Annotated in this window: 21 protein-coding genes; 7 read left to right on the forward strand and 14 right to left on the reverse strand. The window is 65.4% G+C overall.

The annotated features are described in order from the left end of the window. Nucleotides 1-85: 85 nt before the first annotated feature. On the reverse strand, nucleotides 86-1,033 hold the full coding sequence (locus PSEST_RS06700; RefSeq protein ID WP_015276241.1) for an alpha/beta hydrolase: 948 nt from the start codon (nucleotides 1,031-1,033) through the stop codon (nucleotides 86-88). Between the two features lie 130 nt (nucleotides 1,034-1,163). Next, complete coding sequence (locus PSEST_RS06705; protein WP_015276242.1) at nucleotides 1,164-2,390, reverse strand: MFS transporter; 1,227 nt, start codon at nucleotides 2,388-2,390, stop codon at nucleotides 1,164-1,166. Between the two features lie 352 nt (nucleotides 2,391-2,742). Between PSEST_RS06705 and PSEST_RS06710 the strand changes: the two genes are divergently transcribed. Further along, entirely contained in the window at nucleotides 2,743-4,764 is a 2,022-nt protein-coding gene (locus tag PSEST_RS06710; RefSeq protein WP_015276243.1) for a methyl-accepting chemotaxis protein, read from the forward strand. A gap of 51 nt (nucleotides 4,765-4,815) precedes the next feature. Here the strand turns inward: PSEST_RS06710 and PSEST_RS06715 are convergent, their stop codons facing one another. The 5 genes from PSEST_RS06715 to PSEST_RS06735 form a co-directional block, all read right to left on the reverse strand. After that, nucleotides 4,816-5,166, reverse strand: a complete 351-nt coding sequence (locus tag PSEST_RS06715; protein ID WP_015276244.1) for a DUF3147 family protein — start codon at nucleotides 5,164-5,166, stop codon at nucleotides 4,816-4,818. Nucleotides 5,167-5,234: 68 nt separating this feature from the next. Then, the gene (locus tag PSEST_RS06720) at nucleotides 5,235-5,915 is read right to left on the reverse strand and encodes a hypothetical protein (protein ID WP_015276245.1); all 681 of its coding nucleotides are present in this window, start codon (nucleotides 5,913-5,915) and stop codon (nucleotides 5,235-5,237) included. Between the two features lie 12 nt (nucleotides 5,916-5,927). Further along, on the reverse strand, nucleotides 5,928-6,659 hold the full coding sequence (locus tag PSEST_RS06725; protein WP_015276246.1) for a HupE/UreJ family protein: 732 nt from the start codon (nucleotides 6,657-6,659) through the stop codon (nucleotides 5,928-5,930). 58 nt (nucleotides 6,660-6,717) lie between these two features. Next, nucleotides 6,718-7,074: a hypothetical protein gene (locus tag PSEST_RS06730; RefSeq protein ID WP_015276247.1), complete on the reverse strand. Its 357-nt coding sequence runs from the start codon at nucleotides 7,072-7,074 to the stop codon at nucleotides 6,718-6,720. Nucleotides 7,075-7,288: 214 nt separating this feature from the next. Continuing rightward, nucleotides 7,289-9,136 carry an SLC13 family permease gene (locus PSEST_RS06735; RefSeq protein WP_015276248.1) on the reverse strand — a complete coding sequence of 616 codons (1,848 nt, stop codon included), beginning with the start codon at nucleotides 9,134-9,136 and terminating at the stop codon, nucleotides 7,289-7,291. A 228-nt stretch (nucleotides 9,137-9,364) separates the two neighbouring features. Between PSEST_RS06735 and PSEST_RS06740 the strand changes: the two genes are divergently transcribed. Both PSEST_RS06740 and PSEST_RS06745 read left to right on the forward strand, forming a co-directional pair. Further along, nucleotides 9,365-10,321, forward strand: a complete 957-nt coding sequence (locus PSEST_RS06740; RefSeq protein WP_015276249.1) for an alpha/beta fold hydrolase — start codon at nucleotides 9,365-9,367, stop codon at nucleotides 10,319-10,321. Beyond that, nucleotides 10,318-10,794, forward strand: coding sequence for a GreA/GreB family elongation factor (locus PSEST_RS06745; protein ID WP_015276250.1), 477 nt, complete (start codon nucleotides 10,318-10,320; stop codon nucleotides 10,792-10,794). The genes PSEST_RS06740 and PSEST_RS06745 overlap by 4 nt, the downstream gene beginning before the upstream one ends. A gap of 104 nt (nucleotides 10,795-10,898) precedes the next feature. Here PSEST_RS06745 and PSEST_RS06750 read toward each other — a convergent pair whose 3' ends face one another. Then, entirely contained in the window at nucleotides 10,899-12,839 is a 1,941-nt protein-coding gene (locus PSEST_RS06750; protein ID WP_015276251.1) for a DNA topoisomerase III, read from the reverse strand. A 188-nt stretch (nucleotides 12,840-13,027) separates the two neighbouring features. On the opposite strand from PSEST_RS06750, the gene PSEST_RS06755 reads away from it, so the two are divergent. Next, nucleotides 13,028-13,240: a DUF3079 domain-containing protein gene (locus PSEST_RS06755; protein WP_003283903.1), complete on the forward strand. Its 213-nt coding sequence runs from the start codon at nucleotides 13,028-13,030 to the stop codon at nucleotides 13,238-13,240. 164 nt (nucleotides 13,241-13,404) lie between these two features. Here PSEST_RS06755 and PSEST_RS06760 read toward each other — a convergent pair whose 3' ends face one another. Further along, nucleotides 13,405-14,634 (reverse strand): dicarboxylate/amino acid:cation symporter, encoded by a 1,230-nt coding sequence (locus PSEST_RS06760; RefSeq protein ID WP_015276252.1) that lies wholly within the window; start codon nucleotides 14,632-14,634, stop codon nucleotides 13,405-13,407. A 194-nt stretch (nucleotides 14,635-14,828) separates the two neighbouring features. Here PSEST_RS06760 and PSEST_RS06765 point away from each other — a divergent pair, with 194 nt between their 5' ends. Beyond that, a complete protein-coding gene (locus tag PSEST_RS06765) occupies nucleotides 14,829-15,152 on the forward strand; it encodes a hypothetical protein (RefSeq protein ID WP_015276253.1) in 324 nt (107 codons plus the stop codon). A 70-nt stretch (nucleotides 15,153-15,222) separates the two neighbouring features. Then, nucleotides 15,223-15,948 carry an SIMPL domain-containing protein gene (locus PSEST_RS06770; RefSeq protein ID WP_015276254.1) on the forward strand — a complete coding sequence of 242 codons (726 nt, stop codon included), beginning with the start codon at nucleotides 15,223-15,225 and terminating at the stop codon, nucleotides 15,946-15,948. Nucleotides 15,949-16,681: 733 nt separating this feature from the next. Here the strand turns inward: PSEST_RS06770 and PSEST_RS06775 are convergent. From PSEST_RS06775 to PSEST_RS06785, 3 genes are all read right to left on the reverse strand, one after another. Continuing rightward, nucleotides 16,682-17,608: an ABC transporter permease gene (locus PSEST_RS06775; protein ID WP_015276256.1), complete on the reverse strand. Its 927-nt coding sequence runs from the start codon at nucleotides 17,606-17,608 to the stop codon at nucleotides 16,682-16,684. A 65-nt stretch (nucleotides 17,609-17,673) separates the two neighbouring features. Beyond that, entirely contained in the window at nucleotides 17,674-18,780 is a 1,107-nt protein-coding gene (locus PSEST_RS06780) for an ABC transporter permease (RefSeq protein ID WP_015276257.1), read from the reverse strand. A gap of 12 nt (nucleotides 18,781-18,792) precedes the next feature. Next, a complete protein-coding gene (locus PSEST_RS06785) occupies nucleotides 18,793-20,349 on the reverse strand; it encodes an ABC transporter ATP-binding protein (RefSeq protein WP_015276258.1) in 1,557 nt (518 codons plus the stop codon). A 250-nt stretch (nucleotides 20,350-20,599) separates the two neighbouring features. On the opposite strand from PSEST_RS06785, the gene PSEST_RS06790 reads away from it, so the two are divergent. Beyond that, nucleotides 20,600-21,520: an AraC family transcriptional regulator gene (locus tag PSEST_RS06790; RefSeq protein ID WP_015276259.1), complete on the forward strand. Its 921-nt coding sequence runs from the start codon at nucleotides 20,600-20,602 to the stop codon at nucleotides 21,518-21,520. A 1-nt stretch (nucleotide 21,521) separates the two neighbouring features. On the opposite strand, the gene PSEST_RS06795 is transcribed toward PSEST_RS06790, so the two are convergent. Together PSEST_RS06795 and PSEST_RS06800 are read right to left on the reverse strand one after the other, a co-directional pair. After that, nucleotides 21,522-21,962 carry a carboxymuconolactone decarboxylase family protein gene (locus PSEST_RS06795; protein WP_015276260.1) on the reverse strand — a complete coding sequence of 147 codons (441 nt, stop codon included), beginning with the start codon at nucleotides 21,960-21,962 and terminating at the stop codon, nucleotides 21,522-21,524. 10 nt (nucleotides 21,963-21,972) lie between these two features. Continuing rightward, nucleotides 21,973-22,710, reverse strand: coding sequence for an SDR family oxidoreductase (locus PSEST_RS06800; protein WP_015276261.1), 738 nt, complete (start codon nucleotides 22,708-22,710; stop codon nucleotides 21,973-21,975). Nucleotides 22,711-22,761: the final 51 nt, after the last annotated feature.

The raw sequence follows: 22,761 nt of genomic DNA on the forward strand, positions 1-22,761 counted from the left end.
GACCTGGGCCACTCACCCAGGTGGGGCGGCTAACGAGTTTTACGGGGCGCTGTTCGTGGGCCTGGAAGCGCAGCGCTGACGTCCGTTAACCGCGCTCGGCAATGTCCTCTCGGGCCGGTTGTGCGGCGCCCAGCTGCTGCTCGCCGGCTTCCAGCAGGGCCTGCAACGCACGGCCATAGGCGCCGAGTGCCACGCGCAGGCTGTTGTTGTGGGTGGCGCCCTCGACCAGCAGTAGCTGCTTGGGCTGGCGCGCGGCCTCATACAGCTGCTCGCTGAAACGCGGCGGCACATAGCGGTCATCGGTGCCGTGCACCACTAGCAGCGGCATGCCGATGCGGTCGATCTTCTCCAGCGAATCGAATTTCTGCGACAGCAGCCAGCGCACCGGCAGCGTGGTATCGGACAGCACCGTCGCTACGTCGGCCAGCGAGGTGAAGGTCGACTCGATGATCAGCGCGCGCGCCTCGGCCGGTGCATCGTCGCGTTCGGCCTGCTGGCCCAGCTCCGCTGCCAGGTCGACGGCCACCGCGCCACCGAGGGAATGGCCGTAGATGAAGCGCTTGCTGGCGTCCGGCTGCAATTCCTTCAGGCGTTCCCAGCCGATGCGCGCGTCGGCATACACGCTGCGTTCTGACGGCAGGTCGCCAAGGCTCTGGCCAAAGCCGCGGTAGTCGATGGCCAGCACTGAAAAGTCCAGTGCGCGCAGCTGCTCCAGGCGGAACAGATGGCCGGTGAGGTTCCAGCGCACGCCGTGCAGGTAGAGCAGGGCGGGCGCATCGGCTTCGGCGGCCGGCCACCACCAGGCGTGGATGTTCTGCTGGTCGCCGAACGCCGAGTCAGTCAGCTGCAACTCTTCGATGCCGCGCGGCAGGCCGCTGAACCAGGACGCGGTGCCCGGTTCGATGCGGAACACCAGCTCGCGTTCTTTCTGTTCGAGCACCGAGCAACCCACCGGCAGGCCAACGGCGAACAGGGCGATGAGCAACAGGCAGAGCCGGCGGGCTTTGCTGCGAAACAGGAAGAAGCGCTGCAAGGTCAGGGTCTCGAATCAGGGGCTATGAATAGGACCCGCTTGCCGAATGATCTGCAAGGCGACTCCTCGCCTCTCTGATTACCGTATGTTGCGCGCCATTGTCGCCGCCAGCGGTGGATCGGCTACGGCCTCAGGAGCAGCAGGTCGCCGGCCGGGCGTCGGCGTCCTGTACCGCGCGCTCGATCTTCCACGCCCAGGCGAACACCAGCAGGCCGCCCACGGCAGTGGCGGCACCGATATAGCCGGTGGACGTCCAGCCGAAACCGGCAGTGATCGCCAGCCCGCCGAGCCAGGGCCCAAGCGCATTGGCGACATTGAAGGCGGCGTGATTGGAGGCGGCTGCCAGGGTCTGGGCATCCGCGGCGACGTCCATCAGATGGGTCTGTAGCGCGGGCGACAACGAGACCATGGTGCCGACCGCGAACACTGCCGGAAAGATCGTCCACACCGAGTGCGCGGCCAGCGGGAATACCAATAGCACCAGCGCGCTCCACAGCAGCAGCCAGGCGACCGCCTTGAAGCGCAGCCGATCGAACAGCCAGCCGCCAACCAGGTTGCCGACGATGCCGCCAAGGCCGAACGCGGCGAGGGCAAACGGAATCCAGCCGGCGCTGACACCGGTGACGTTCAGCAACGTCGGCGCCATGTAGCTGAACACGCAGAACATCCCGGCGAAACCGATCGAGCTGATTGCCAGCGCCAGCCAGACCTGCGGCCGGTTGAAGGCGCGGATTTCGAGCAATGGGCTGTTGCGTGGCTCGTCGCGGTTCAGCGGCAGGAACAGCGCCACCAGCAGCACCGTAAGCAGGGCGATGGCGCCGACCAGGGCGAACGCATAGCGCCAGCTCGCCCATTGACCGAGCCAGGTGGCCAGCGGGTTGCCGATCAGGATTGCCACGGTCAGGCCCATCAGCACGCGGGCCACGGCCTGGGCACGCTTGTCCGGCGGCACCATGGACGCGGCCACCAGCATCGCCACGCCGAAATAGGCACCGTGGGGCAGGCCGGTGATGAAGCGGAAGATCATCAGCGTCGAGTAGTCCGGCGCCAGTGCGCTGGCGAAATTGCCCAGGGCGAAGAAGCCCATCAGCAGCAACAGCAGGTGCCGGCGAAACAGCCGTGAACCGAGGATCGCCAGCAACGGTGCGCCCACCACTACGCCCAGCGCATAGGTGCTGATGACGTTGCCGACCTGGGGCTCGCTGATGCCCAGCCCTTCGGCCACGTCGGGCATCAGGCCCATGATGGCGAACTCGCCGGTGCCGATGGCGAAGCCGCCCATGGCCAGTGCCAGTTCGAGCAACAGCACGGCGCGAGCGGAAAGGGGCGGAGTCGCTGCAGTGGCTGGCGCCGTCATGGTTACCTCATCTCGTCAAAAGGGGCGGCATTATTCACGCTTGCGGGCATTGGTAAAGCCCTACCGCAGAAGAAGGACAAACACAGGGAGGTGGGATTGCGTCGAAGCAGCGGAGTTCGTCTGCCATGAAGAAAAGCGTCGAGCGCTTCGGCAGTTGAATCGATAGGCGGCTGGGTGGCGTCGATTTATTGGCCTCCGATCTTGATTATGGTCAGGGTGACCGTCGGGTCGGATCCGTATTTTGCGCGGCACATCTCATATCGATTTGATCGCGCGCGAGCCGCCGTCCCGCATCTGGGCGCCATGAAGTCGATCGGCCTCTGCAGCACCTCGCATCATTCAGGAATGTCCGATGAAACTCCTGTTTTCCCCAGCTGAACTGCTGATGAACCGTCTCAACTATCCGAGCAAGTTCGCTTTAATCGGCTTGTTGGTGTTTCTCGCCTTCGCCAGCCTGATGTGGACCATCGCCAGTCAGCTCAACCGCACCATCGAGCGTGCCGAGAACGAGCTGGTGGCGTCCGCCCTGGCGCGGCCGCTGTCCAAGCTCGTCGAGTTGACCCAGCAGCATCGCGGCGTATCGGCGATATTGTTGGGCGGCAATGTGGCCATGGCCGATCGCCGAACCGCACTGCAAGCCAGCGTCGATGCGGCCGTCGCGGAAATGAACCGCACCTTGGCCGATGACAAGCGCGCCATGCGCGAATGGCAGGACATCAGCCGCGGCTGGGACGAGATCAAGCGCAGCGTGCAGGGTTGGTCGCAGCCGCAGAGCTATCAGGCGCATACCGCACTGATCGGCGAGCTGCTGAATTTCCAGACGCTGCTCTCCGATGCTTACGGCCTGACTTTCGATCCGGAGCCGCAGACCTATTACCTCATGACCACCGCGGTCAACCGCCTGCCATTTCTCATCGAACGCTTGGGCCGTCTGCGCGGCAGTGCGTCGGCCATGCTGGCCCGGGGCGAAATCAGCGATGAGCAGCGCACGGCGTTGATCGTCGTGACCGAGGAGATCCGTTCGGCCACGGTGGAGATGGAACGCAGCATGGAAAAGGTCATCGCCCAGCGACCGGAGCTGCAGACGCAGCTCAACCGCGCGGTGGCGACCCTGCGTGAGCGCGGCGAAGCGGTCGACCGGGTGGTGCAGGGCATGGTGGTGCGTGGCGATTTCAGCAGCACCTCGTCGGCGCAGTTCTTCGACATGACCACCGAAGCGATCGGCATCGGCTACACGCAGATGTACGACGTGCTGCTGCCGAGCCTGGACCAATTGCTGCAGCAGCGCATCGACGACGCGCGGCAGATGCTGCTCGGCAACCTCGCCATGCTGCTGGTGGTACTGGCAGTGATCGGCTATCTCTCGGTGGGCGCCTACCTGTCGGTGATGACCAGCATTCGCAGCCTGCGCGACGGCAGCGAGCGGCTCGCCGCTGGCGATCTCACTGCACACATCCAGCTGGCCGCACGGGACGAGCTGCGTTACGTGGCTGGAAGCTTCAATGACATGGCCGAGGCCATGCGCCAGTTGATCGGCAGCATCAAGAGCAACTCCGACCACGTCGCCGACTCGGCGCGCAGCCTGGCGACCGCTTCGGGGCAGATTCATGTCGCCTCGCAGTGCCAGAGCGATGCGGCATCGAGCATGGCGGCTGCAGTGGAACAGATGACCGTTGGCATCGAGAGCATCGCGCGCAACGCCGGTGAGGCCGATGCACTGGCCAATCGCTCCGGTGAACTGTCACGCCAGGGCGGCGAAATCGTTGCGGCCGTAGTCGAGGAAATCAGCCAGATCGCCATATCGGTAGGCGACTCGGCGCGCACCGTCGCCGAGCTGGGCGAGCGTTCCGGGCAGATCTCCGCCATCGTCGGGGTGATCGGCGATATCGCCGCACAGACCAACCTGCTGGCGCTGAACGCGGCGATCGAGGCCGCGCGGGCGGGCGATCAGGGGCGTGGTTTTGCCGTGGTGGCTGACGAGGTGCGCAAGCTGGCCGAGCGTACCGCCAATTCCACCAAGGAAATCGCGCAGATGGTTTCGGCCATTCAGCAGGGCACCGAGGGCGCGGTGCAGGGTATGGAGCAGGGCGTTGCCAAGGTCAACGAGGGCGTCGCCCGCGCTCAGCGCGCCGGCGAGGCCATGGGTGGCATTCGTGAGGCGGCCAACCAGGTACTGTCCACTGTCGCGGAGATTTCCAATGCGCTGCGTGAGCAGAGCGCGGCATCCGCCGAAATCGCTCAGCAGGTGACGACCATCGCGCGCATGGCCGAGGAGAATGGCGAGGCGGTGGGCACCAACCACCACACCGCCAGCCGTCTCAGTGATCTGGCCGGCACCCTGCTGGACAATGTCAGCCGCTTCAAGGCAGGTTGAGCACCAGCCTGTTCGACGGCGCCGCCTGGTGCCGTCGAGGTCACTGGGCTGTCACAGCAGCTCCACCCCAAACGGGCGCATGAGCAGCGTGAACAGACCAAAGCAGACGACGGTGATGACAGCGCTTGTCAGCAACGCCAGCCAGAAGCCCAGCCGCGGAAGCAGCAGCGGAAAAGCCAGGAACATCGGCAAGGTCGGCAGGACATACCAGAAGGTATACCGGGCGTGGTTGGCGATTTTCTCCGGCGACTGATTTTCCAGGTACAGCCAGATCAGCGTAAGAATGGTAATGAGCGGCAGGGCGGCGATGAAACCGCCGAACTTGTCGCTGCGCTTGGCCGCTTCCGAAACCAGTACCACCATGGCGGCGGTCAGCGCGTACTTGGTGATGATCCAGGACATGAGTTTCTCCCGTACAAAGCCGCAGCACCGGCCGTGTTTGGCCGGCGCTGCGCTGTTTTGCGCTGAGCTCAGAACACCTGTTCGATGGTGATGTACTCACCGTCGGTGCGCAGGGTGAGTTTCACCGTCTCATTGGTGCGGTTTCGCCAGAACCAGCCGTGCTTGCCGTCGAACGCGGCGACCAGTTCACCCTTCTGTTCCGGTGTGTTCTTGCCCTTGCCATAGCCGTGGTAGAAGCCCTTCGGCGCCTTGTAGGGATCGCCGTGGGTGTCGTAGTTGAGGCGTCCACCGTTGGCCGTCCAGTGGAAGTTCGCCTTGGCGCCTTCCTTCATCTCCAGCTTGATTTCGGTAGCCTGGTTGGGCTTCAGGGTCAGATTCACCTCATGCTGCTGGGTGGCCACTTTTGGCTGTTCCGGTTTGGCAGGTACCGGTGCTGCAGCTGGAGCCGGCTCGGCCTGTGCCACTGCGGGCGTTTCTTCGGCAGGTGTAGCCTCGGCAGATCCGGCCGGTGCCGCGACGGCCGGTGGTTGCGCTTCAGCGGCAGCCTCCTCGGCCAGGGTGTGTTTCAGCTCACCCATCTGGGTAAGGCCCAGAAGGCGGCCGGCACCGGTCGGGTCGATGGCGTACTCGGCGGGCATCACCACGGTTACCAGCAGCACGCCGGCGGCAATCAGGGCAATGATGGTGGAGCGCAACAGCTGACCGCTGCTGGGCAGTTCGGTCAGGTCGGGTCGATGGTTGTTGTACATACGAAAAATTCCTTACTGGGACACGATCAGGCCGGTGAGCTGGTAACCCATCAAGAGGAAACCGGCGCTCATCATGGCGACGTTGGCGGTATAGGCATGGCGCCAGAAGCCGGCGGTGCGCCGCCAGTAACCCATGGCAATGAGAATGGCGCTCAGCGCCAGTAGCTGGCCGACCTCGACGCCGACGTTGAAGGCGATCAGGTTCGGGATCAGGCCATCGGCGGCAATCTCGTACTCGAGAATCTTGGTCGCCAGGCCGAAGCCATGGATCAGGCCGAACACCAGCGTGGCCGCGCGTGTATCAGGCTGATAGCCGAACCAGCGCTCGAAGGCGCCAAGGTTGTCCAGGGCCTTGTAGACGACCGAAAAGCCGATGATGGCGTCGATCAGGTAGGCACTGACGCTGATCTCGGTCAGTACGCCCAACAGCAGCGTGACCGAGTGGCCGACCGCGAACAGGGTGACGTAGAGCGCGACATCCTTGAGCCGGTAGAGAAAGAAGATCACCCCGAAGAGAAACAGCAGGTGATCGTAGCCGGTGATCATGTGCTTGGCGCCCATGTAAATGAACGGCAGCAGCATCACGCCCGAGCTTTCCTGGATGAAGCCCTTGTCGCCTTCGGCCACGCCATGGGCGAGTGCGTCGGACGCGAGGAAGAACAGCGGCATGCCGAAAACCGGCAGCAGCGAGTGGCGCAGGCGTGCGTAGAACGCAGCGAGCCCGCGCAAGGATTGCGAATGCATGAAATTGTCCTGAGCTGGTGAGAACAGGTCACCGCAGGTGACCGCCATCAGAGCGAGGCTAGGCCCGAGGAGGGCGCTCGATGCGCGACACCGGGCTTTCCGGTAGCGCAGGGCGCGGCCAGGCCGGCACGTCTGCACGCTCGGGTTGCGCGGACAGGCTCAGCAACAGCATGGGATGAGGGGTTTCGTGGATGTGATCGCCCAGTACGTGCACATGCTGCAGTTGGCACAGCGTGCAGTTGCCGGGCTGCCGCTCATGGCCGGCAGTGTGATGCTGGTGATCGTCATGCCAGTGGGCCTCGGAACCATGCTGAGCCACGCTGTTGAGCCAGGACAGTGCGTGGCTGCCCCAGCCCATCAGGATGGCGATGAGCAGAGCGGATACCAGTGGGGTCTTGGGGCGTGGGCGGATCATCAGCGATCTCGTGTTGCAGACGTCGCTCGCAGAGCAGGGCATGCCGTTTCGCCTGACATCGCGCGCCGCGCATGGTCAGGACGACGCGATTCTGGCAGCCATCGTCGGGCCTGTCTGCATCTGCCGCCATTGCTCAATGGGCGAATTTCCCCTCCGCCTTGGTAGTAGTCTGAGAACCCGCCAGACGCTCGACGACCGGGATTCCCGCGGTTGCTCATAGCGGCCAGATCCAGAGGATCGTCGGCACGGCGCAGAGCACCACCAGAATCGACAGCGGCAGCCCAAGCCGCCAATAGTCACCGAAGCGATAGCCGCCCGGCGCCATCACCAGCGTGTTGGACTGATGGCCGATGGGCGTGAGAAAGGCACAGGACGCGCCGATCGCCACGGCCATCAGAAAGGGATCGACCGACACGTCCATGCCGCGCGCCAGGCTGATCGCCACGGGGGCAGCGAGCACCGCCGCTGCGGCGTTGTTGACCACATTGGAGATCAGCATTACCGCCACCATCAGCAGCGCCAGCGTCCCGGCTGGCGGCAGCGACTGGCCCAGTCCCAGCAGGGCTTCGGCGATCAGCTGCGAGCCCCCGCTGGTTTCCAGCGCCTGGCCGACCGGCAGCATGGCCGCGACCAGTACGATGACGGGCATGTCGATACTTTCGTAGATGCCGCCCAGAGGAATCAGCCCGACCAGGATCATCACCAACGCCCCGGTAACTAGCGCGGTGGCGGCGGGAACCAGGCCGAAGGCGATGGTCGCCAGGGTGATGGCGAAGATGGCGCTGGCCAGCAGTACATTGCGCGGGGTGGTGATGCTCAGTCCGCGGGAGGCCAGCGGCAGGCAGCCCAGGCTGTTCAGGCTTGATTGCAGCGCGTTTTCGCGGGCCTGCAGCAGCAGGATGTCGCCGGCGGCGAAGCGGATCTGGCCGAGCCGCTGGCGCAGCCGCTGCCCCTGGCGGGCGACGGCCAGCACGTTGACGCCGTGGCGCTCACGCAGGTCGAGGCCGCTGGCGGTCGTGCCGACCAGCATGGAGCGTGGCGAGACGATGGCTTCGGCCAGGGTCAGCTCGCCATGGCGGCTCTTGTGGCTCTTTCGGGCTCGTTCCTCCTCGACGGCCTGCTCGGTCTCCAATTGCTCGGCCTGAGTCGCCTCGTCGTGCTCGTCGACATTGGCTGCCAGCTCGACACCGGTGACGTCGAGCAGCGCCTTGAGGCTGTCCGAGTCGGCTTCCACCAGCAGGATGTCACCCTCGCGCAGCACCTCGTAGGTGGACGGCATGCGCTGGCGCTCGTCGCCGCGTACCAGAGCGATCACCTGCACATCGGCCTCGTCCTTCACCGCATTGATCAGCGCGTGCAGGGTGCGCCCGGCGTATTTGCAGCTTTCCGGCACGCGCACTTCGGTGAGGTAGGCGCTGATCTCGAACAGATCGCCGTTGCCTTCCTGTTCCTGCCGCCGCGGCACCAGCCGCCAGCCGAGCACCGCGATGAACAGCACGCCGGCGACCGTCACCGCGGCGCCCACCGGAAGAAAGGCAAACATGCCGAACGGGGCCTCGCCTGCTTCGGCGCGGTAACCGGCGATGATCAGGTTCGGCGGGGTGCCGATCAGCGTCAGAGTGCCGCCCAGCAGCGAACCGAACGCCAGCGGCATCAGCAGATACGAGGGTGAGCGGCCGCTCTGGCGCGACATCCAGATTGCCACTGGCATGAACAGCGCCAGCGCGCCGACGTTGTTCATGAAGCCCGAGCTGAGCGCGACGATTCCAGTCAGCGCGGCGACCTGCGCCCATGGCCGATCGCCGACCTGCATCAGGCGCCGCGCCACCGAGTCCACCACGCCGGCATTGAGCAGTCCGCGGCTGAGTACCAGCACCGCGGCCACCGAGATCACCGCGGGATGGCCGATCCCGGAGAACACCTCGTCAGCCGGCACCACGCCGGTCAGCGCACAGGCAAGCAGCGCGCCGAGGGCGACCAGGTCGTAGCGCCAGCGATTCCAGACGAACAGCACCAGCGTTGCTGCCAGTACGCCAAAGACGATCAGCTGTTCGCCGGTCATGCATTTTCTCCGCGCCGCCAGCGATCCTCAGCGCGTCGGCGCAGTCGTTCGGGGCGGTAATGTCAGTGGAAACCACGATGAGGTGTTGCGCTGCAGCCCACCTGGCTGCAGTGGTAATGCGGCTGTCATAAACAGACTGCGGCCGCTGCGCAAAGGTGCCGGCAGGTTATGGCAAAAAAGCGCGTTGCACGGCAAGGTGGCGGCACAACAATTCGAAAGGTCCTTGCCATGCCCGAATCCGTTTCCCTGCGTTGCCGCGACGGTTATACGCTGTCTGCGCAGCTGTGGAGTCCGCACGGTGCGGCGCGCGGCGCGGTGATCATCAGCTGCGCGACCGGCGTGCTGTCGCGCTATTACGCGCGCTACGCGAGCTTTCTCACTGAGCACGGTTTTACTGCACTGACCTACGATTTTCGCGGCATCGGTGGCTCGCGGCCGCAGCGCCTGCGCGACATGCGGATGCGTTGGCGCGACTGGGGCGAGTTCGACTTCGATGCCGCGGTGCGCTACATGCGTGAACGCGATTCGCACGGGCTGCTGGTCGCAGTGGGGCATAGCGCCGGCGGCTTCATGCCGGGCTTTGCCGAAGCCGCCAGCGAGGTGGATCGATATCTGAACGTTGCCGGGCAGTACGCCTATTGGCGCGACTACGCCGCCCAGCAGCGCCTGCGCATGTACGCCAAGTGGCATCTGTTCATGCCCGCGGTGACCCGCCTGGTTGGCTATTTTCCCGGACGCCGCTTCGGCTGGCTGGAAGACCTGCCGGCGGGTGTCGCGCTGGAATGGTCGCGGCGCGGCGCGCGGCTGGAAGACAGTTATCCATCCACCGAGCACAAGCTGCTGTTCAGCCGTTTCGCCGCGATCCGCGCGCCGATCCTCGCAGTGAGCACCAGCGATGACGAGTTCGCCACGCCAGCGGCCATGCGTCGGGGCTTGGGTTACTTTCGCAACAGCCCGCGTCAGCTGGTGCAGCTCAATCCACGCGCGATGGGCTTCGAGCGCATCGGCCATTTCGGCCTGTTCCATGACCGGCACCGCAACGGTTTCTGGCGCGACACGCTGGAGTGGATCGCCGAGGGCCGCAATCCCTGGCTCGCCGATGAGGTCATCGAGGCAGGAGCAGCGCTGAACAGCGACGCCGCCATTCCCTTCGGCGCGCCATCCGGCTATAAGCCTGGCCCATGAACAAGACCGCCCTTCAGCAGCAGATCATCGCCACCCTCGAAGCCGACCGCGAGGTCGCCAAGGCTGTGCTGGCCGCGACCCACGAGGCCGCGACCCATGCCGAGAGCAAGGCCGAGAACAAGTACGACACCCGCGGCCTGGAAGCCGCCTACCTCGCTGACGGGCAAAGACGGCGCCTGCACGAGATCGAGACGGCGCTTGCCGCCTACCGCAACCTGCAGCCGACCATGGGCTCGGACGAGTGCGTGCGGGTCGGTGCGCTGCTTTGTCTTGAGCATGATGGTGTCGAACGCTGGTTCTTCCTTGGCCCGGATGCCGCGGGGCTGAAGCTGCAGCATGAAGGCCGGGAGATTCTGGTGATCTCGCCGCGTTCGCCATTGGGTCACGGGCTGTTGGGGCGTCAGGTGGGCGATGAGGTGGAACTGCAGGTCAATGGCCAACGACAGAGCTATGAGGTGCTGGAGGTTCACTAGCGCTGCTGCTCGTATCGGTCTGGCTCGGTGAAGGCATTCGCGGTCTAAACCGCTCCCACGCCACCCCCAGCTGAGCCAGGACTGAATGACGGGCTAGCCGCTGCTCAGTCCGCAGCGGCCGGCTTGCGTCGCCGAGCCGGTTTGCGCGGCGCGGCGCTGCGTTTCTTTTTCCACGGTTTTCCCCCTCGGCCCGCGGCCACCGGCGGGCCGCTGATGGTCATGCGCAGCCCGGCGCAGCGTTCGACCAGCTTGCTCATCCACGCCGACTGTTTGGCGACGAATTCTTCCAGCGGCATCTCGCCGCTCTGCACCATGTCCAGCGCCTGTTCCCAGATCGCCGTGGTCCCGGGGTCGGCGATCGGCCGCGGCACGGCATCGATCAGGCTGAACGCCGCCGGTGTCGCCGCCAGCGCCTTGCCCTGGCGAAGCAGATAGCCGCGGTCGAGCAGGCCCTGGATGATCCCGGCGCGGGTCGCTTCGGTGCCGATGCCGGTGGTGTCCTTGAGCTTCTGCTTCAGCCGCGGGTCGTCCACCAGCTTGGCGACGTTCTTCATCGCCTTGATCAGGTCGCCTTCGGTGAAGGGTTTCGGCGGATGGGTCTGCTGGTCCTTGAGGTTGATCTCGCCCACCGCGTAATCCTGACCCTGTTGCAGGGTCGGCAGGCTTTGCGGCGCGGGCGCCTCGCGATTGCCCCGTGCCGGCGCCAGCGCTTCGGGCATGGCGCGTTTCCAGCCCGGTTCGACGATGCGCTTGCCCACCGCCCGTAGCGCCTGGCCGGCGCAGTCGAAGTCGGCCTGGGTGCGGTCGTACTCGTGGTTGGGCAGAAACTGCGCCAGATAGCGCGCGCGGATCAACTCGTACACCGCACGCGGTCGCCCGGACAGACGTTCCAGACCCCGCACTGCTGCGGTGGGAATGATGCCGTGGTGAGCGCCGACCTTGGCGTCGTTCCAGGCCCGTGAGCGGCGCGACAGGTCCAGATGCGGCTCAAGCGCGGCGAGCGTTGGATCGGATTGAGCCAGCGCTGCGACGATTGCCCGCGCTTCGCCGTGCTGGCTCAGCGGCAGGTAGCCGCAGTCGCTGCGCGGGTAGGTGATCAGCTTGTGGGTTTCGTACAACGCCTGGGCGATGTCGAGGGTTTCCTGAGCGCCGAGGCCGAGCTTCTTCGAGCAGACCTCCTGCAGCGTGCCGAGATCGAAAGGCAATGGCGCCGCCTCGCGCTGGCGTTCGGTCTTGAGCTTCAGCAGACGTGCGCAGGCGGCGTTGCGCATGGCTTCGGCAGCCTGCTGTGCACGGGCCTGATCGAGGCAGCGGCCCTGATCATCGCAATAGTCATCCGGCGCCTGCCACTGCGCGGTGAAGGCGGTGCCATCGGCGAGCAACTGCACATCGATGGCCCAGAACGGCACCGGGATGAAGTCGGCGATGCTGCGGTCGCGGTCGACTACCAGGCGCAGCGTCGGCGTCTGTACCCGGCCGACCGGCAACACACCCTGATAACCGGACTGGCGGCCGAGCAGGGTGAAGAGCCGGCTCATGTTCATGCCGATCAGCCAGTCGGCACGCGAGCGGCCAAGGGCGGCGTGGTAGAGGTTGAAGGTCTCGGCGCCGGGCTTGAGCGCGGCCAGCGCCTTGCGGATCGAGGCATCGTCCAGCGCCGACAGCCATAACCGGCGGATCGGTCCGCGATAGCGGCAATGCTCGACCAGCTCGCGGGCGATCATCTCGCCTTCGCGGTCGGCGTCGGTGGCGATCACCAGTTCGCTGCATTCGCCGAGCAGGCGCTTGACCGCCTTGAACTGGCTGGCGGTTTTCGGCTTGACCAGCATCTTCCAGCGTTCCGGCACGATCGGCAGGTCGGCCAGCACCCAGCGCTTGTAGCGCGGGTCGTAGGCGTCCGGCGGGGCGGTTTCCAGCAGATGGCCAATGCACCAGGTCACCGTCACCCCCGCGCCCTGCAGGCACCCGTCGCCACGCCGGTTGGCGCCGAGCACCTTGGCGATGTCGCGGGCCTGGGAAGGTTTTTCGCAGAGATAGAGTTGCATGGAGGCTGTGACGGCAGCGGTCGATGGCGCGAAGCATGTGCACAAAAGGCGCTTCAGGCAATCATTATCTGTATGTGCATACAGTTGTTGTGCGCCGATACCGGTCGTTCTTGAGTGTGATCAAGTCTGGCGACGGCGAGGAGGCTTAGCCTGTGGCCACTGCAACAACGCCAGAAAAGGCACCCGCAATGGCCAAGAAATTTCCCCTCGAACCTTCCCACCCCGAACGTGTGTGCTGGGGCTGCGACCGCTATTGCCCGGCAACTTCGATGGCCTGTGGCAACGGCGCGGGCCGCACCCAGCATCCGGCAGAAATGTTCGGCGAGGACTGGTACCTGGACGAATGCTGGGGCATCGACCCGGAACTGATCGCCAAGACCCGCAAGGAGTCGTCGACCTGATGCTGCGCGGGGTTCTTCTTAGGCAGGTTCTTGAAAAAACGTAGGCGAGGCAGCCACCGCAAGGCAAAAACAGGCGAAAAAGCGCAGTTTACGAGTTGTAAATGAGCATTTTTTGCCTGTTTTTAACGCCGCGATGGCAACGCAGGTAGTTTTTCAACAGCCTGCTAGGCGCGATCAGCGAAACGCTGCACTACCACACTGCCGATAATGTCGCCCTCGACGTTGACCGCCGTGCGCACTGTGTCCAGCAGGCGGTCAATGGGCAGCAGGATCGCCACCGCTTCGGCCGGTAGGCCGACCGCCTGCAACACCATCACCATGGTCACCATGCCGGCGCTGGGAATCCCCGGCGCGCCGGTGGAGGCGATCATCGCGGTGAAGAACACCACCGCCTGCTGCGCCAGGCTCAACTCGATACCCATCAGATTGGCGACGAACAGCGCAGCGGCGGCTTCGTAGAGCGCCGTGCCGTCCATGTTCATGGTCGCACCAAGCGGCAGCACGAAGCCGGCAATGCCCGGGCGCACCTTGAGGTTGTCCTCCGCGCAACGCAGGGAGATCGGCAATGTCGCCGCACTGGAGCTGGTGGCAAACGCCGTGATCAGCGCCTCGCGGGTTCCACGGAAGAACCACAGTGGCGATTTGCCCGTGGCCAGGAAGAGAATGCCCGGCAGCACCACGGTGCCGTGGAACAGCGTGGTGGCGAACACCAGCGCGATAAAGCCGCCGACGGCGCTCAGTAGCGCTACATCCTGCTCGGCCACAAGCTTGATCAGCAGGGCAAGAATGCCGAGCGGCGCCAGGCGCATGATCCAGCTGATGATGCGCATCATCAGCTCGAGAAATTCCTGCAGCACCACGAGGATATTCCGGTAGCGGTCGCCGCCGGCCACCAGGGCGATGCCGATGAACATGGCGAATACCACGACGGCCAGGATGCTGCCGTTGGCCAGCGCGGCGAAGGGGTTCTGGAACAGGTTGGCGAAGAAGTGCAGGAAGAACTCCGGCAGCGTCAGCTGACGCGCCTCGAAGTCGTTCATCGCCTCGGCGAACAGATCCAGCGACAGTCCAGCGCCCGGCTTGAACAGGTTCGCCGCGACCAGCGCCACCAGCATCGCCGCACTGGTGGTGAGGGTGAAGTAGACCAGCGCGCCGCCCCAGACCCGATGCACTTGGTGATGCGCCTGCAGGTTGGCCACGCCGACCACGATGGAGGTGAAGATCAGCGGGATCAGCACCATCTTCAGCAGACCGATGAAGATGCTCCCGGCCAGGGTGCTGGCATAGAGCACGCCCTCGCGTACCGGCGCGTCGGTCGGCAGTGTGCCGGTCAGCCAGCCGATGGCGACACCCAGGCAGGCCGCGATAAGAATCTGCAGGTTGAGACTGGGCAAAGGGGTGGCTCCTCGGATCGGTAGCGGTGGCGCTAAGCAAAAGAATGAACGCTGCGGCAAAAGTTCGCATCGCGCGGGGTGCAATCATACAGACGCGACGCAACCGACGTGCCAATGACCTGGCGTCTGCCGGCCGCTGACAAAGCCTCGCAGCTGGGTTTTCATGACGGGGCAGGTAGAAGAGGGCGCGAGTCATGAGCGATCAGGACATCGAACAACGCATAGCCCGCGATATCGCCAGATGGCAGCGCGGCGTGCAGGAAAAAGGCGAACCGCTGGTGATGGACGAAGGCTGGCTGCAGACGCCGCCGGGCTTGCGCTTGCCGTTCTCGGTGCTGAAGAGCGCCGGGGTGCCGCCACGGGAGGTGGAGTTGCTGGCGCAACGTGCCGCGTTGCGCGAACGGCTGGATGCCTGCGCCGATACCCAGCAGCGCGCGCGGCTGGCGCGCGAGCTGAGCGAACTGGAGCAGCACATCGCCTTCCGGCTGGAGGCGTTGCAGCGCCTGGGCCGCGGTTGAGCGCCTCACTGGCGTTCGCCCATGGCAGGAGTAGCATGCGCATTCGGTCTATTCCTATAGGGAGAAGCAGGTGGCTACAGCACGAATCGGATTTCTGCCGGCGGCGTTGATCGCCGCGGCAGTGGCCTTCGCCGGCTGGTCGGTGGGGCAGGGCGTTGAGCGTTTCCGCATGGCCGACCGCACGGTGACGGTCAAGGGGCTGGCGGAGATGGACGTGAAGAGCGACTTCGCGGTGTGGACGCTGGGTTTTCGCCGTGGTGGCGATCAGTTCGCCGAGGTGCAGAAGGGGCTGAGCGAGGATCGCCAGCGGGTGCTGGATTTCCTCCGCGAGCAGGGCTTCAGCGATGAGGAACTCGAGGTGCGGCCGTTGCAGGTACAGGACCTGCTGGCGCGTGAATGGGCGTCGCGCGATGTGGCGCTGCGCTTCAACGGTCAGGGCCAGGTGCTGGTCAAGTCCGAGCGCGTCGACGCGGTGGGCAAGGCGGCCAATGCCATCGATCCGCTGATCTTGGCAGGTGTTCAGCTGGATACCGAGGTGAACGGCTTCGCCGGGCCGCGTTATCAGCTGCGCGGCTTCAACGAACTGAAGCCGCAGTTGCTGGAAGCCGCCACCAGCAATGCCCGTGAGCAGGCGACGCGTTTCGCCGATGATGCTGGCGCCACGCTGGGGCGGTTGAAGAACGCCAACCAGGGGGTGATTCGGGTGATCGATGACGATGGCAGCGATATGGACAGCGGGCGGACCGTGGGAAAACGGCTGCGGGTGGTGAGTACGTTTGAGTACACCTTGGATTGAGAAGCTGCTGAGCGCTGGGTGTCGTTGCTGGCATGTCGAGCGTGGCTGCCAGTGGTTCACAGCGGATACGGGCGCTTTGACGGTTCGATTCAGGACAATTACCGAGTGTGCTGACACTTTTGGTTTCGGCCCCTCGGCCGAGTCACTTTCTCTTTGCTCGCGCGAAAGAGAAAGTAACCAAAGAGAAAGCGCGCCCGACATCCGGCCCCGGCTGCGCCGGGGTTCCCTCCTTCCGGCGTTGCTCCGCGGGCCGTCACGAAGGGGCGTCCCTGCCCCTTCGTTCCTCGCTCGGCGTCCTGCCTCGCGTCTCCCTGCGCAACGCCTCCACTCGGCCTCCTGACGGGAACGTAGACCGAGTTGCCTGGAAGATCTCGCGGTTTGTTTTGGTTCTATTTTTTTGCACAAACCATCAGGCGATACCAAACGCCCCTTTCAGGAGGCCGAATGGAATCGCTGCGCAGAGGGGCGAGCGGCATGGATGCCGCGAGAGAACTAGGCGTCCCCCCGTAAAGGGCCATAGATGGCCCTTGCGCGGCGACCCTCGGAGCGGTGATGGCATGAGGGAAGTCTCGCGTAGCGAGACCCGGATGGCTGGGGCAAGACTTTTTGGTTCCTTTTGGCGGGGCCGGCCATCCGGGCGACTGCCAAAAGGAACTCTCCCAGCAGGGCGAAACCACGCTCTCAAGCAACTCGCCAACTGGCCTGGTTCCGCGTAGTCAACCGGCCCGACAAATCAATGCCCCGGCTGCCAAGGCTGCCCCAGCGACACCGGCGCGTACAGCCGTGTACGGATCGCATCCCTCGACAGCAGCACCAGCACCAGAATGGTCGCCACATACGGCAGCATCGCCAGCAGGTTGCCGGGAATCGCCAGGCCCAGGCCCTGCGCAACCAGGTGGAGGATGCTGGCCAGGCCGAACAGGTAGGCGCCGAGCAGTACGCGGCTGACCCGCCAGCTGGCGAACACCACCAGCGCCAGGGCGATCCAGCCGCGGCCGGCAGTCATGTTTTCCGCCCACATCGGCGTGTACGCCAGCGACATGTAGCCGCCGGCGAGTCCGGCCATTGCGCCGCCGAACATCACCGCCAGGGTGCGCACGCGCAGCACCGGCAGGCCCATGGCGCTGGCGGCGTTGGGGTTTTCGCCGACGGCCTGGATGATCAGGCCGATGCGGCTTTTCAGCAGCACCCAGGCCACCAACGCAAACAGCCCGAAGGACAGGTACACCAGCAGGTCCTGGGCAAACAGCATGCGACCGATCACGGGGATTTCACTGAGCAGCGGAATGGCGATCGGCTCGAAGCCGGCCAATGGCTTGCCGACCCAGCTGGCACCGACGAACGACGACAGGCCGACGCCGAAGATGGTCAGCGCCAGGCCCGTGGCCACCTGATTGGCGTTGAAGCCCAGCGCCACCATGGCAAACAGCAGCGAGAGCAGCACGCCGGCCAGGCAGGCGAACAGCACGCCCAGCCAGAGGTTGCCGCTGGCGAAGGCGACGATGAAGCCGATCACCGCGCCGAACAGCATCATGCCTTCCTGGCCGAGGTTGAGTACGCCGCTCTTTTCGCATACCAGCTCGCCGAGGGCGACCAGCAGCAGCGGCGTGCCGGTGCGGATCATGGCGTAGAAGATATTGGTCAGCAGATCCATGTCCATCGGTCAGGCCTCGAACTTCAAGCGGCAGGCAGCGGGTGAAAGGGGTAGTAGCGCAGCGCGGGCGATCATGTGGCTGGCTCCTCTTTGGCGCTGACGAGCTGGGGCTTGCGTGCCCACAGCTTCAGGCGCGGGCGATAGAGAATCAGCACGTCGCAGGCGAGCAGGAAGAACAGCACCATGCCCTGGAACAGCTGGGTGATGGACTGCGGCAGGTTGGCCGCCATCTGCGCGTTCTCGCCGCCGAGGTAGAGCAACGCCATCAGCAGACTGGCGAAGACGATGCCGATGGGGTTGAGGCGGCCGAGGAAAGCCACGGTGATCGCCGCGTAGCCGTAACCCGGCGACACCTGTGGCACGAGCTGGCCGATCGGCCCGGTGACTTCGGCGACACCGGCTAGCCCGGCCAGGCCGCCGCTGATCAGCAGGGCGATCCACACCAGCTTCTTGTCGCGGAAACCGACGAAGCCGGCGGCGCGCTTGTCCAGGCCGAGCACCTTGATCTGGAAGCCGAGAAAGCTCTTCTGCAGCAGCACCCAGACCACCACCAGCGCCAGCAGGGCGAAGTAGAAACCGCCATGCACCCGCAGCCCTTCGATCAGCTCGGGCAGCCGGGTGGCGTCGCCGAACATCGCGGACTCGGGAAAGTTGAAGCCTTCCGGGTCCTTCAGCGGGCCGTGCACGGCGAACAGCAGCAGGTTCAGCGCGATGTAGTTGAGCATGATGCTGGTGAGAATTTCGTTGGCGTTGAACGCCGTCTTCAGCCAGGCGCAGAGCCCGGCCCAGGCGGCGCCGCCGAGTGTGCCGAGCAGCAGCGTCAGCACCAGCGCCCAGCGCGAGTCCCAGTCGATGATGTTGACTGCCAGTGCGCTGCCGGCCAGGGCGCCGATAAGCAGCTGGCCTTCGGCGCCGATGTTCCAGATGCGCGCGTTGTAGACCACCGCCAGGCCGAGGGCGCAAAGCAGGATCGGCAGCGCCTTGACCAGCAGTTCGGAGACGCCGTAGAGATCGCCGAGCGGGTCGATCAGCAGCACCTTGAGGGTTTCCAGCGGAGGGTGGCCGAGCAGGGCGAACAGCAGCGCGCCGCTCAGCAGCGTTAGCAGTGCCGCCAGCAATGGCGAGAACCAGAGCATGGCCCGTGAAGCCTCGCCGCGGGGTTGCAGGGATAACAGCATGATGAATTCTCGTCAGGCGGCAGAGGTGGAAACGGGGGTGTCGCTGGTATCGAACTGGCCGGCCATCCAGCGGCCGACTTCGACCGGACAGGTGCTGGCGGTGGCGCGCTGTGGCGACAGCCGGCCGTCGCTCAGGGCGGCGATGCGGTCACTGATCTGGAACAACTCTTCGAGGTCTTCGGAGATCACCAGAATCGCCGCGCCGGCATCGCGCAGTTCGATCAGCGCGCGATGAATCGCCGCCGCCGCGCCGACATCCACGCCCCAGGTCGGGTGTGCGGCGATCAGCAGCTTCGGCTGCTGCAGGATCTCCCGCCCGAGGATGAATTTCTGCAGGTTGCCGCCGGACAGGCTTGCTGCCGGGGTCTGTGCGTCCGGCGTCTTCACGGCGAAGCGCTGGATGACCTGTTCGGCGAAGGCGCGCACCCTGCCGCGGCGGATCAGGCCCTGCTCGACCATGCCGGTCTGCTGATAGGCGGTGAGCAGGCCGTTGTCGGCCAGGCTCATGCTCGGCACGGCGCCGTGACCGAGGCGTTCGGCCGGCACGAAGGCCATGCCGTGGCGACGGCGGGCGCCGGGGCGCAGATGGGCGACGTCGTCACCGAGAAAACGAATGCGCATGGCCTGTGCGGCCTGCAGGCGCTGTTCGCCACTGAGCAGGGCGAGCAGCTCGTCCTGGCCGTTGCCGGCGACTCCGGCGATGCCGACGATCTCGCCGGCGCGTACCTCCAGGTCCACCTCTTTCAGGGACACGCCGAACGGATCGGCGTTGTGCCAGGACAGCCGCTCTACCCGCAGGAACGGCGCGCGGCCCTCGCTCTTCGGGTATTCGGCTTCCAGCCCCTCGGCATCGCCGACCATCAGCCGCGCCAGTTCCAGGTCCGAGCACTCGGCCGGTATGCATTCACCTGACACGCGACCGGCGCGCAGTACCGTGGCGCTCTGACACAGCGCGCGCACTTCGTTGAGCTTGTGGCTGATGAACAGGATGCTGCAGCCCTCGGCCGCCAGCCGGCGCAGGGTGACGAACAGCTCGTCGGCCTCCTGCGGGGTGAGTACCGAGGTCGGTTCGTCGAGGATCAGCAGGCGGATGTCCTGCATCAGGCAACGGATGATCTCCACCCGCTGGCGCTCGCCGATGGACAGGCTGTGCACCAGCCGTTGTGGCTCCAGCGGCATGCCGTAGCGCTGTGAGACCTCGCGGATCTTCGGCTCCAGCTGCTTCGGCGTACCGGCCTTGGCGCCCAGTGCCAGGGCGATGTTCTCCGCCACCGAGAGCGTCTCGAACAGCGAGAAATGCTGGAACACCATGCCGATGCCGCGTTCGCGGGCCTGGGCCGGGTCGCGCATCGTCACCCGTTCGCCTTGCCAGTGGATTTCGCCGGCGTCGGGCTGGGTCACGCCATAGATGATCTTCATCAGGGTGCTCTTGCCGGCGCCGTTCTCGCCGAGCAGGGCGTGGATCTCGCCCGGCTGGATCGACAGGTCGATACGGTCGTTGGCCAGGCAGCCTGGGTACTGTTTGGTGATGCCGCAGAGCTGGAGGCGCGCGGTCTGGGAATCGGGCATGGAGGCGTCCGCTGGGTTTTTCATGACCAGGGTGTAGCAAAAAGCTGGCCAGGCAGTCAGGAATTGAGATGCGACGTGGCCACGGCAGCTGCGCCACCGGTTGGCCATGCGACGATGTTAGCCGGTGCATCGCTTTGGTGCTTCACTCGGTAACGCTGTCGTGCCGATGCACCGCGGTGGGGCGGGACGACCATATGCCGGGCTGGGCTGCTAAGCTGACCGTCCTTTCCGCTCCTGCCGGTTGCCTGCAATGAACCAGATGGACCTTCATTCCGCCGAGGAAACGCTTGCCCAGCGTGCCGCCCTGGCGCGGCTGATCGATGGCCTCGTGCGCGACGACGGCATGCATCCCACCGCCATCGACGATCTCTTTCTGATCCGTTGCAGTGCGCCGAGCGAGCTGGTGCACGGGCTGCACAAGCCGGCGCTGTGCATCATCGTGCAGGGCAGCAAGGAGGTGCGCCTGGGCGACGAGCTGTACACCTATGATGCGCTGCACTATCTGGTGGTCTCGGTCACCGTGCCGGTGGCTGGCCGTGTGCTGGAGGCTTCGTCCGGCGAGCCGTACCTGTGCATCCGCCTGGATATCGATCCGGCAATGGTCGCCACCCTGGTCGCCGAAAGCGCGCCGTTGAGCCAGCCCGTGGAAGGGCCGGCGCGCGGGGTCTATCTGGATCGCATCGATGCGCCTTTGCTCGACGCCACGCTACGTCTGGTGCGACTGCTCGCCAGCCCGCAGGACATTCCGGTGCTGGCGCCGCTGGCCATGCGCGAGATTTTCTACCGCCTGCTTTGCGGTCGCCAGGGCCGCCACCTGCACGAGATCGCAGTGCGCGACAGCCAGGGCCATCGCGTCACCCGCGCCATCGAATGGCTGAACCGCAACTACGTCGAGCCGCTGCGCATCGAGGAACTGGCGCAGCGGGTCAACCTCAGCAGCTCGACGCTGCACCACCGCTTCAAGGCGCTGACGGCCATGAGCCCGCTGCAATACCAGAAGCAGCTGCGCCTGCAGGAGGCGCGGCGGCTGCTGATCGCCGAGGGACTCGATGTGTCCAGCGCCGGCTACCGGGTCGGCTACGAAAGCCCCTCGCAGTTCAGCCGCGAGTACAGCCGGCTGTTCGGCGCCTCGCCGGTGAAGGATCTTGCGCGGCTGCGCAGCACGGCGTAACTCAGCGTGGCGCCGGGTCCGGCACCTCGCGCAATGCCTGAGCGGCATCGATGGCGCGGGGAAAGCCGGCGGTCACGGTGGTCAGGTAGACCACCTCCTTCAGCTCCTCACGGGTGACGCCCAGGCGCAACGCGTAGCCGGCGTGTACCTTCATGTACTGCAGATTGCCCTGGGCGGCGAAGGCGGCGATCACGGCCAGCTGACGGGTGCGATCATCCAGCTCGCTGCGCCCCCAGACATCGCCCAAGGCGTACTGGGTGATGCCCTCGGCGAGAAAGAGATAGTCCTCGCGCAACGCTTCGAGCACCGGTTGCCCGGCGCCGCCGGACAAGTGATCCATCACCTCGACGCCACGTTCGTGGCGCTCGTTGCCGGCTGCTTCCAGCGAGGCGAAGGTCAGCGAGCCGAACACGGCCAGAGTGTTGCCTGTACGAAGGGTCATGGCGGCGTCCTCAGTAGAGGCTGGCGGTGGGGCGCACCACCAACTCGCTGACGTCGACATCGGCCGGCTGGTCGATGGCATAGGCGATGGCGCGGGCGATGGCTTCGGCCGGAATGGCGATGCGGCGGAAGTCGTCCATCGCCGAGCGGGCGCTGTCATCGGAAATGCTCTCGGCCAGTTCCGATTCGGTGACGCCCGGGGATACCAGGGTCACGCGGATATCGCCGCCGACCTCCTGGCGCAGGCCTTCGGAGATGGCGCGCACCGCGTACTTGGTGGCGCAGTACACCGCTGCGGTCGGGCTCACCGCGTAGGCGCCGATGGACGCGATGTTGACGAACTGGCCGGCGCGCTGGCGCTGCATCAGCGGCAGGCCGGCGGCGATGCCGTGCAGCACGCCGCGGATGTTCACGTCGATCATGCGGTTCCACTCGTCGACCTTCAGCGCGTCCAGCGGGGACAGCGGCATCACCCCGGCATTGTTGACGATCACATCGACGCGGCCGAAGCGCTGTTCGGCGAAGTCGACGAAGGCCTGGGTGTCTTCGCGGCTGGTCACGTCCAGCGCACGGCAGGCGGCGATACCACCGCTTTCGTCGATCTCGGCGACGAGCTTTTCCAGCCGATCCAGGCGTCGCGCGCCCAGCACTACTGTTGCGCCCTGGGCCGCCAGCAGGCGCGCCGTGGCTTCGCCGATGCCGCTGCTGGCGCCGGTGATGAGTACGACTTTGCCGTTGATGTTCGACATGGGTTTGTCCTCCGCAGGTGGATTCGGGCGACGTCGGTGACGCCGTGGTTC

This window comes from Stutzerimonas stutzeri RCH2 (genome assembly GCF_000327065.1).
Taxonomy (GTDB): domain Bacteria; phylum Pseudomonadota; class Gammaproteobacteria; order Pseudomonadales; family Pseudomonadaceae; genus Stutzerimonas; species Stutzerimonas stutzeri_AE.

What these genes read in the sequence shown, in the direction of transcription:
- PSEST_RS06755 (WP_003283903.1), top strand. Translation starts at nt 13,028, where the DNA reads ATGGCCAAGAAATTTCCCCTCGAACCTTCCCACCCCGAACGTGTGTGC.
- PSEST_RS06705 (WP_015276242.1), bottom strand. Translation starts at nt 2,390, where the DNA reads ATGACGGCGCCAGCCACTGCAGCGACTCCGCCCCTTTCCGCTCGCGCC.
- PSEST_RS06735 (WP_015276248.1), bottom strand. Translation starts at nt 9,136, where the DNA reads ATGACCGGCGAACAGCTGATCGTCTTTGGCGTACTGGCAGCAACGCTG.
- PSEST_RS06745 (WP_015276250.1), top strand. Translation starts at nt 10,318, where the DNA reads ATGAACAAGACCGCCCTTCAGCAGCAGATCATCGCCACCCTCGAAGCC.
- PSEST_RS06775 (WP_015276256.1), bottom strand. Translation starts at nt 17,608, where the DNA reads ATGGACATGGATCTGCTGACCAATATCTTCTACGCCATGATCCGCACC.
- PSEST_RS06800 (WP_015276261.1), bottom strand. Translation starts at nt 22,710, where the DNA reads ATGTCGAACATCAACGGCAAAGTCGTACTCATCACCGGCGCCAGCAGC.
- PSEST_RS06765 (WP_015276253.1), top strand. Translation starts at nt 14,829, where the DNA reads ATGAGCGATCAGGACATCGAACAACGCATAGCCCGCGATATCGCCAGA.
- PSEST_RS06725 (WP_015276246.1), bottom strand. Translation starts at nt 6,659, where the DNA reads ATGCATTCGCAATCCTTGCGCGGGCTCGCTGCGTTCTACGCACGCCTG.
- PSEST_RS06780 (WP_015276257.1), bottom strand. Translation starts at nt 18,780, where the DNA reads ATGCTGTTATCCCTGCAACCCCGCGGCGAGGCTTCACGGGCCATGCTC.
- PSEST_RS06720 (WP_015276245.1), bottom strand. Translation starts at nt 5,915, where the DNA reads ATGTACAACAACCATCGACCCGACCTGACCGAACTGCCCAGCAGCGGT.
- PSEST_RS06750 (WP_015276251.1), bottom strand. Translation starts at nt 12,839, where the DNA reads ATGCAACTCTATCTCTGCGAAAAACCTTCCCAGGCCCGCGACATCGCC.
- PSEST_RS06790 (WP_015276259.1), top strand. Translation starts at nt 20,600, where the DNA reads ATGAACCAGATGGACCTTCATTCCGCCGAGGAAACGCTTGCCCAGCGT.
- PSEST_RS06785 (WP_015276258.1), bottom strand. Translation starts at nt 20,349, where the DNA reads ATGCCCGATTCCCAGACCGCGCGCCTCCAGCTCTGCGGCATCACCAAA.
- PSEST_RS06715 (WP_015276244.1), bottom strand. Translation starts at nt 5,166, where the DNA reads ATGTCCTGGATCATCACCAAGTACGCGCTGACCGCCGCCATGGTGGTA.
- PSEST_RS06795 (WP_015276260.1), bottom strand. Translation starts at nt 21,962, where the DNA reads ATGACCCTTCGTACAGGCAACACTCTGGCCGTGTTCGGCTCGCTGACC.
- PSEST_RS06730 (WP_015276247.1), bottom strand. Translation starts at nt 7,074, where the DNA reads ATGATCCGCCCACGCCCCAAGACCCCACTGGTATCCGCTCTGCTCATC.
- PSEST_RS06710 (WP_015276243.1), top strand. Translation starts at nt 2,743, where the DNA reads ATGAAACTCCTGTTTTCCCCAGCTGAACTGCTGATGAACCGTCTCAAC.
- PSEST_RS06740 (WP_015276249.1), top strand. Translation starts at nt 9,365, where the DNA reads ATGCCCGAATCCGTTTCCCTGCGTTGCCGCGACGGTTATACGCTGTCT.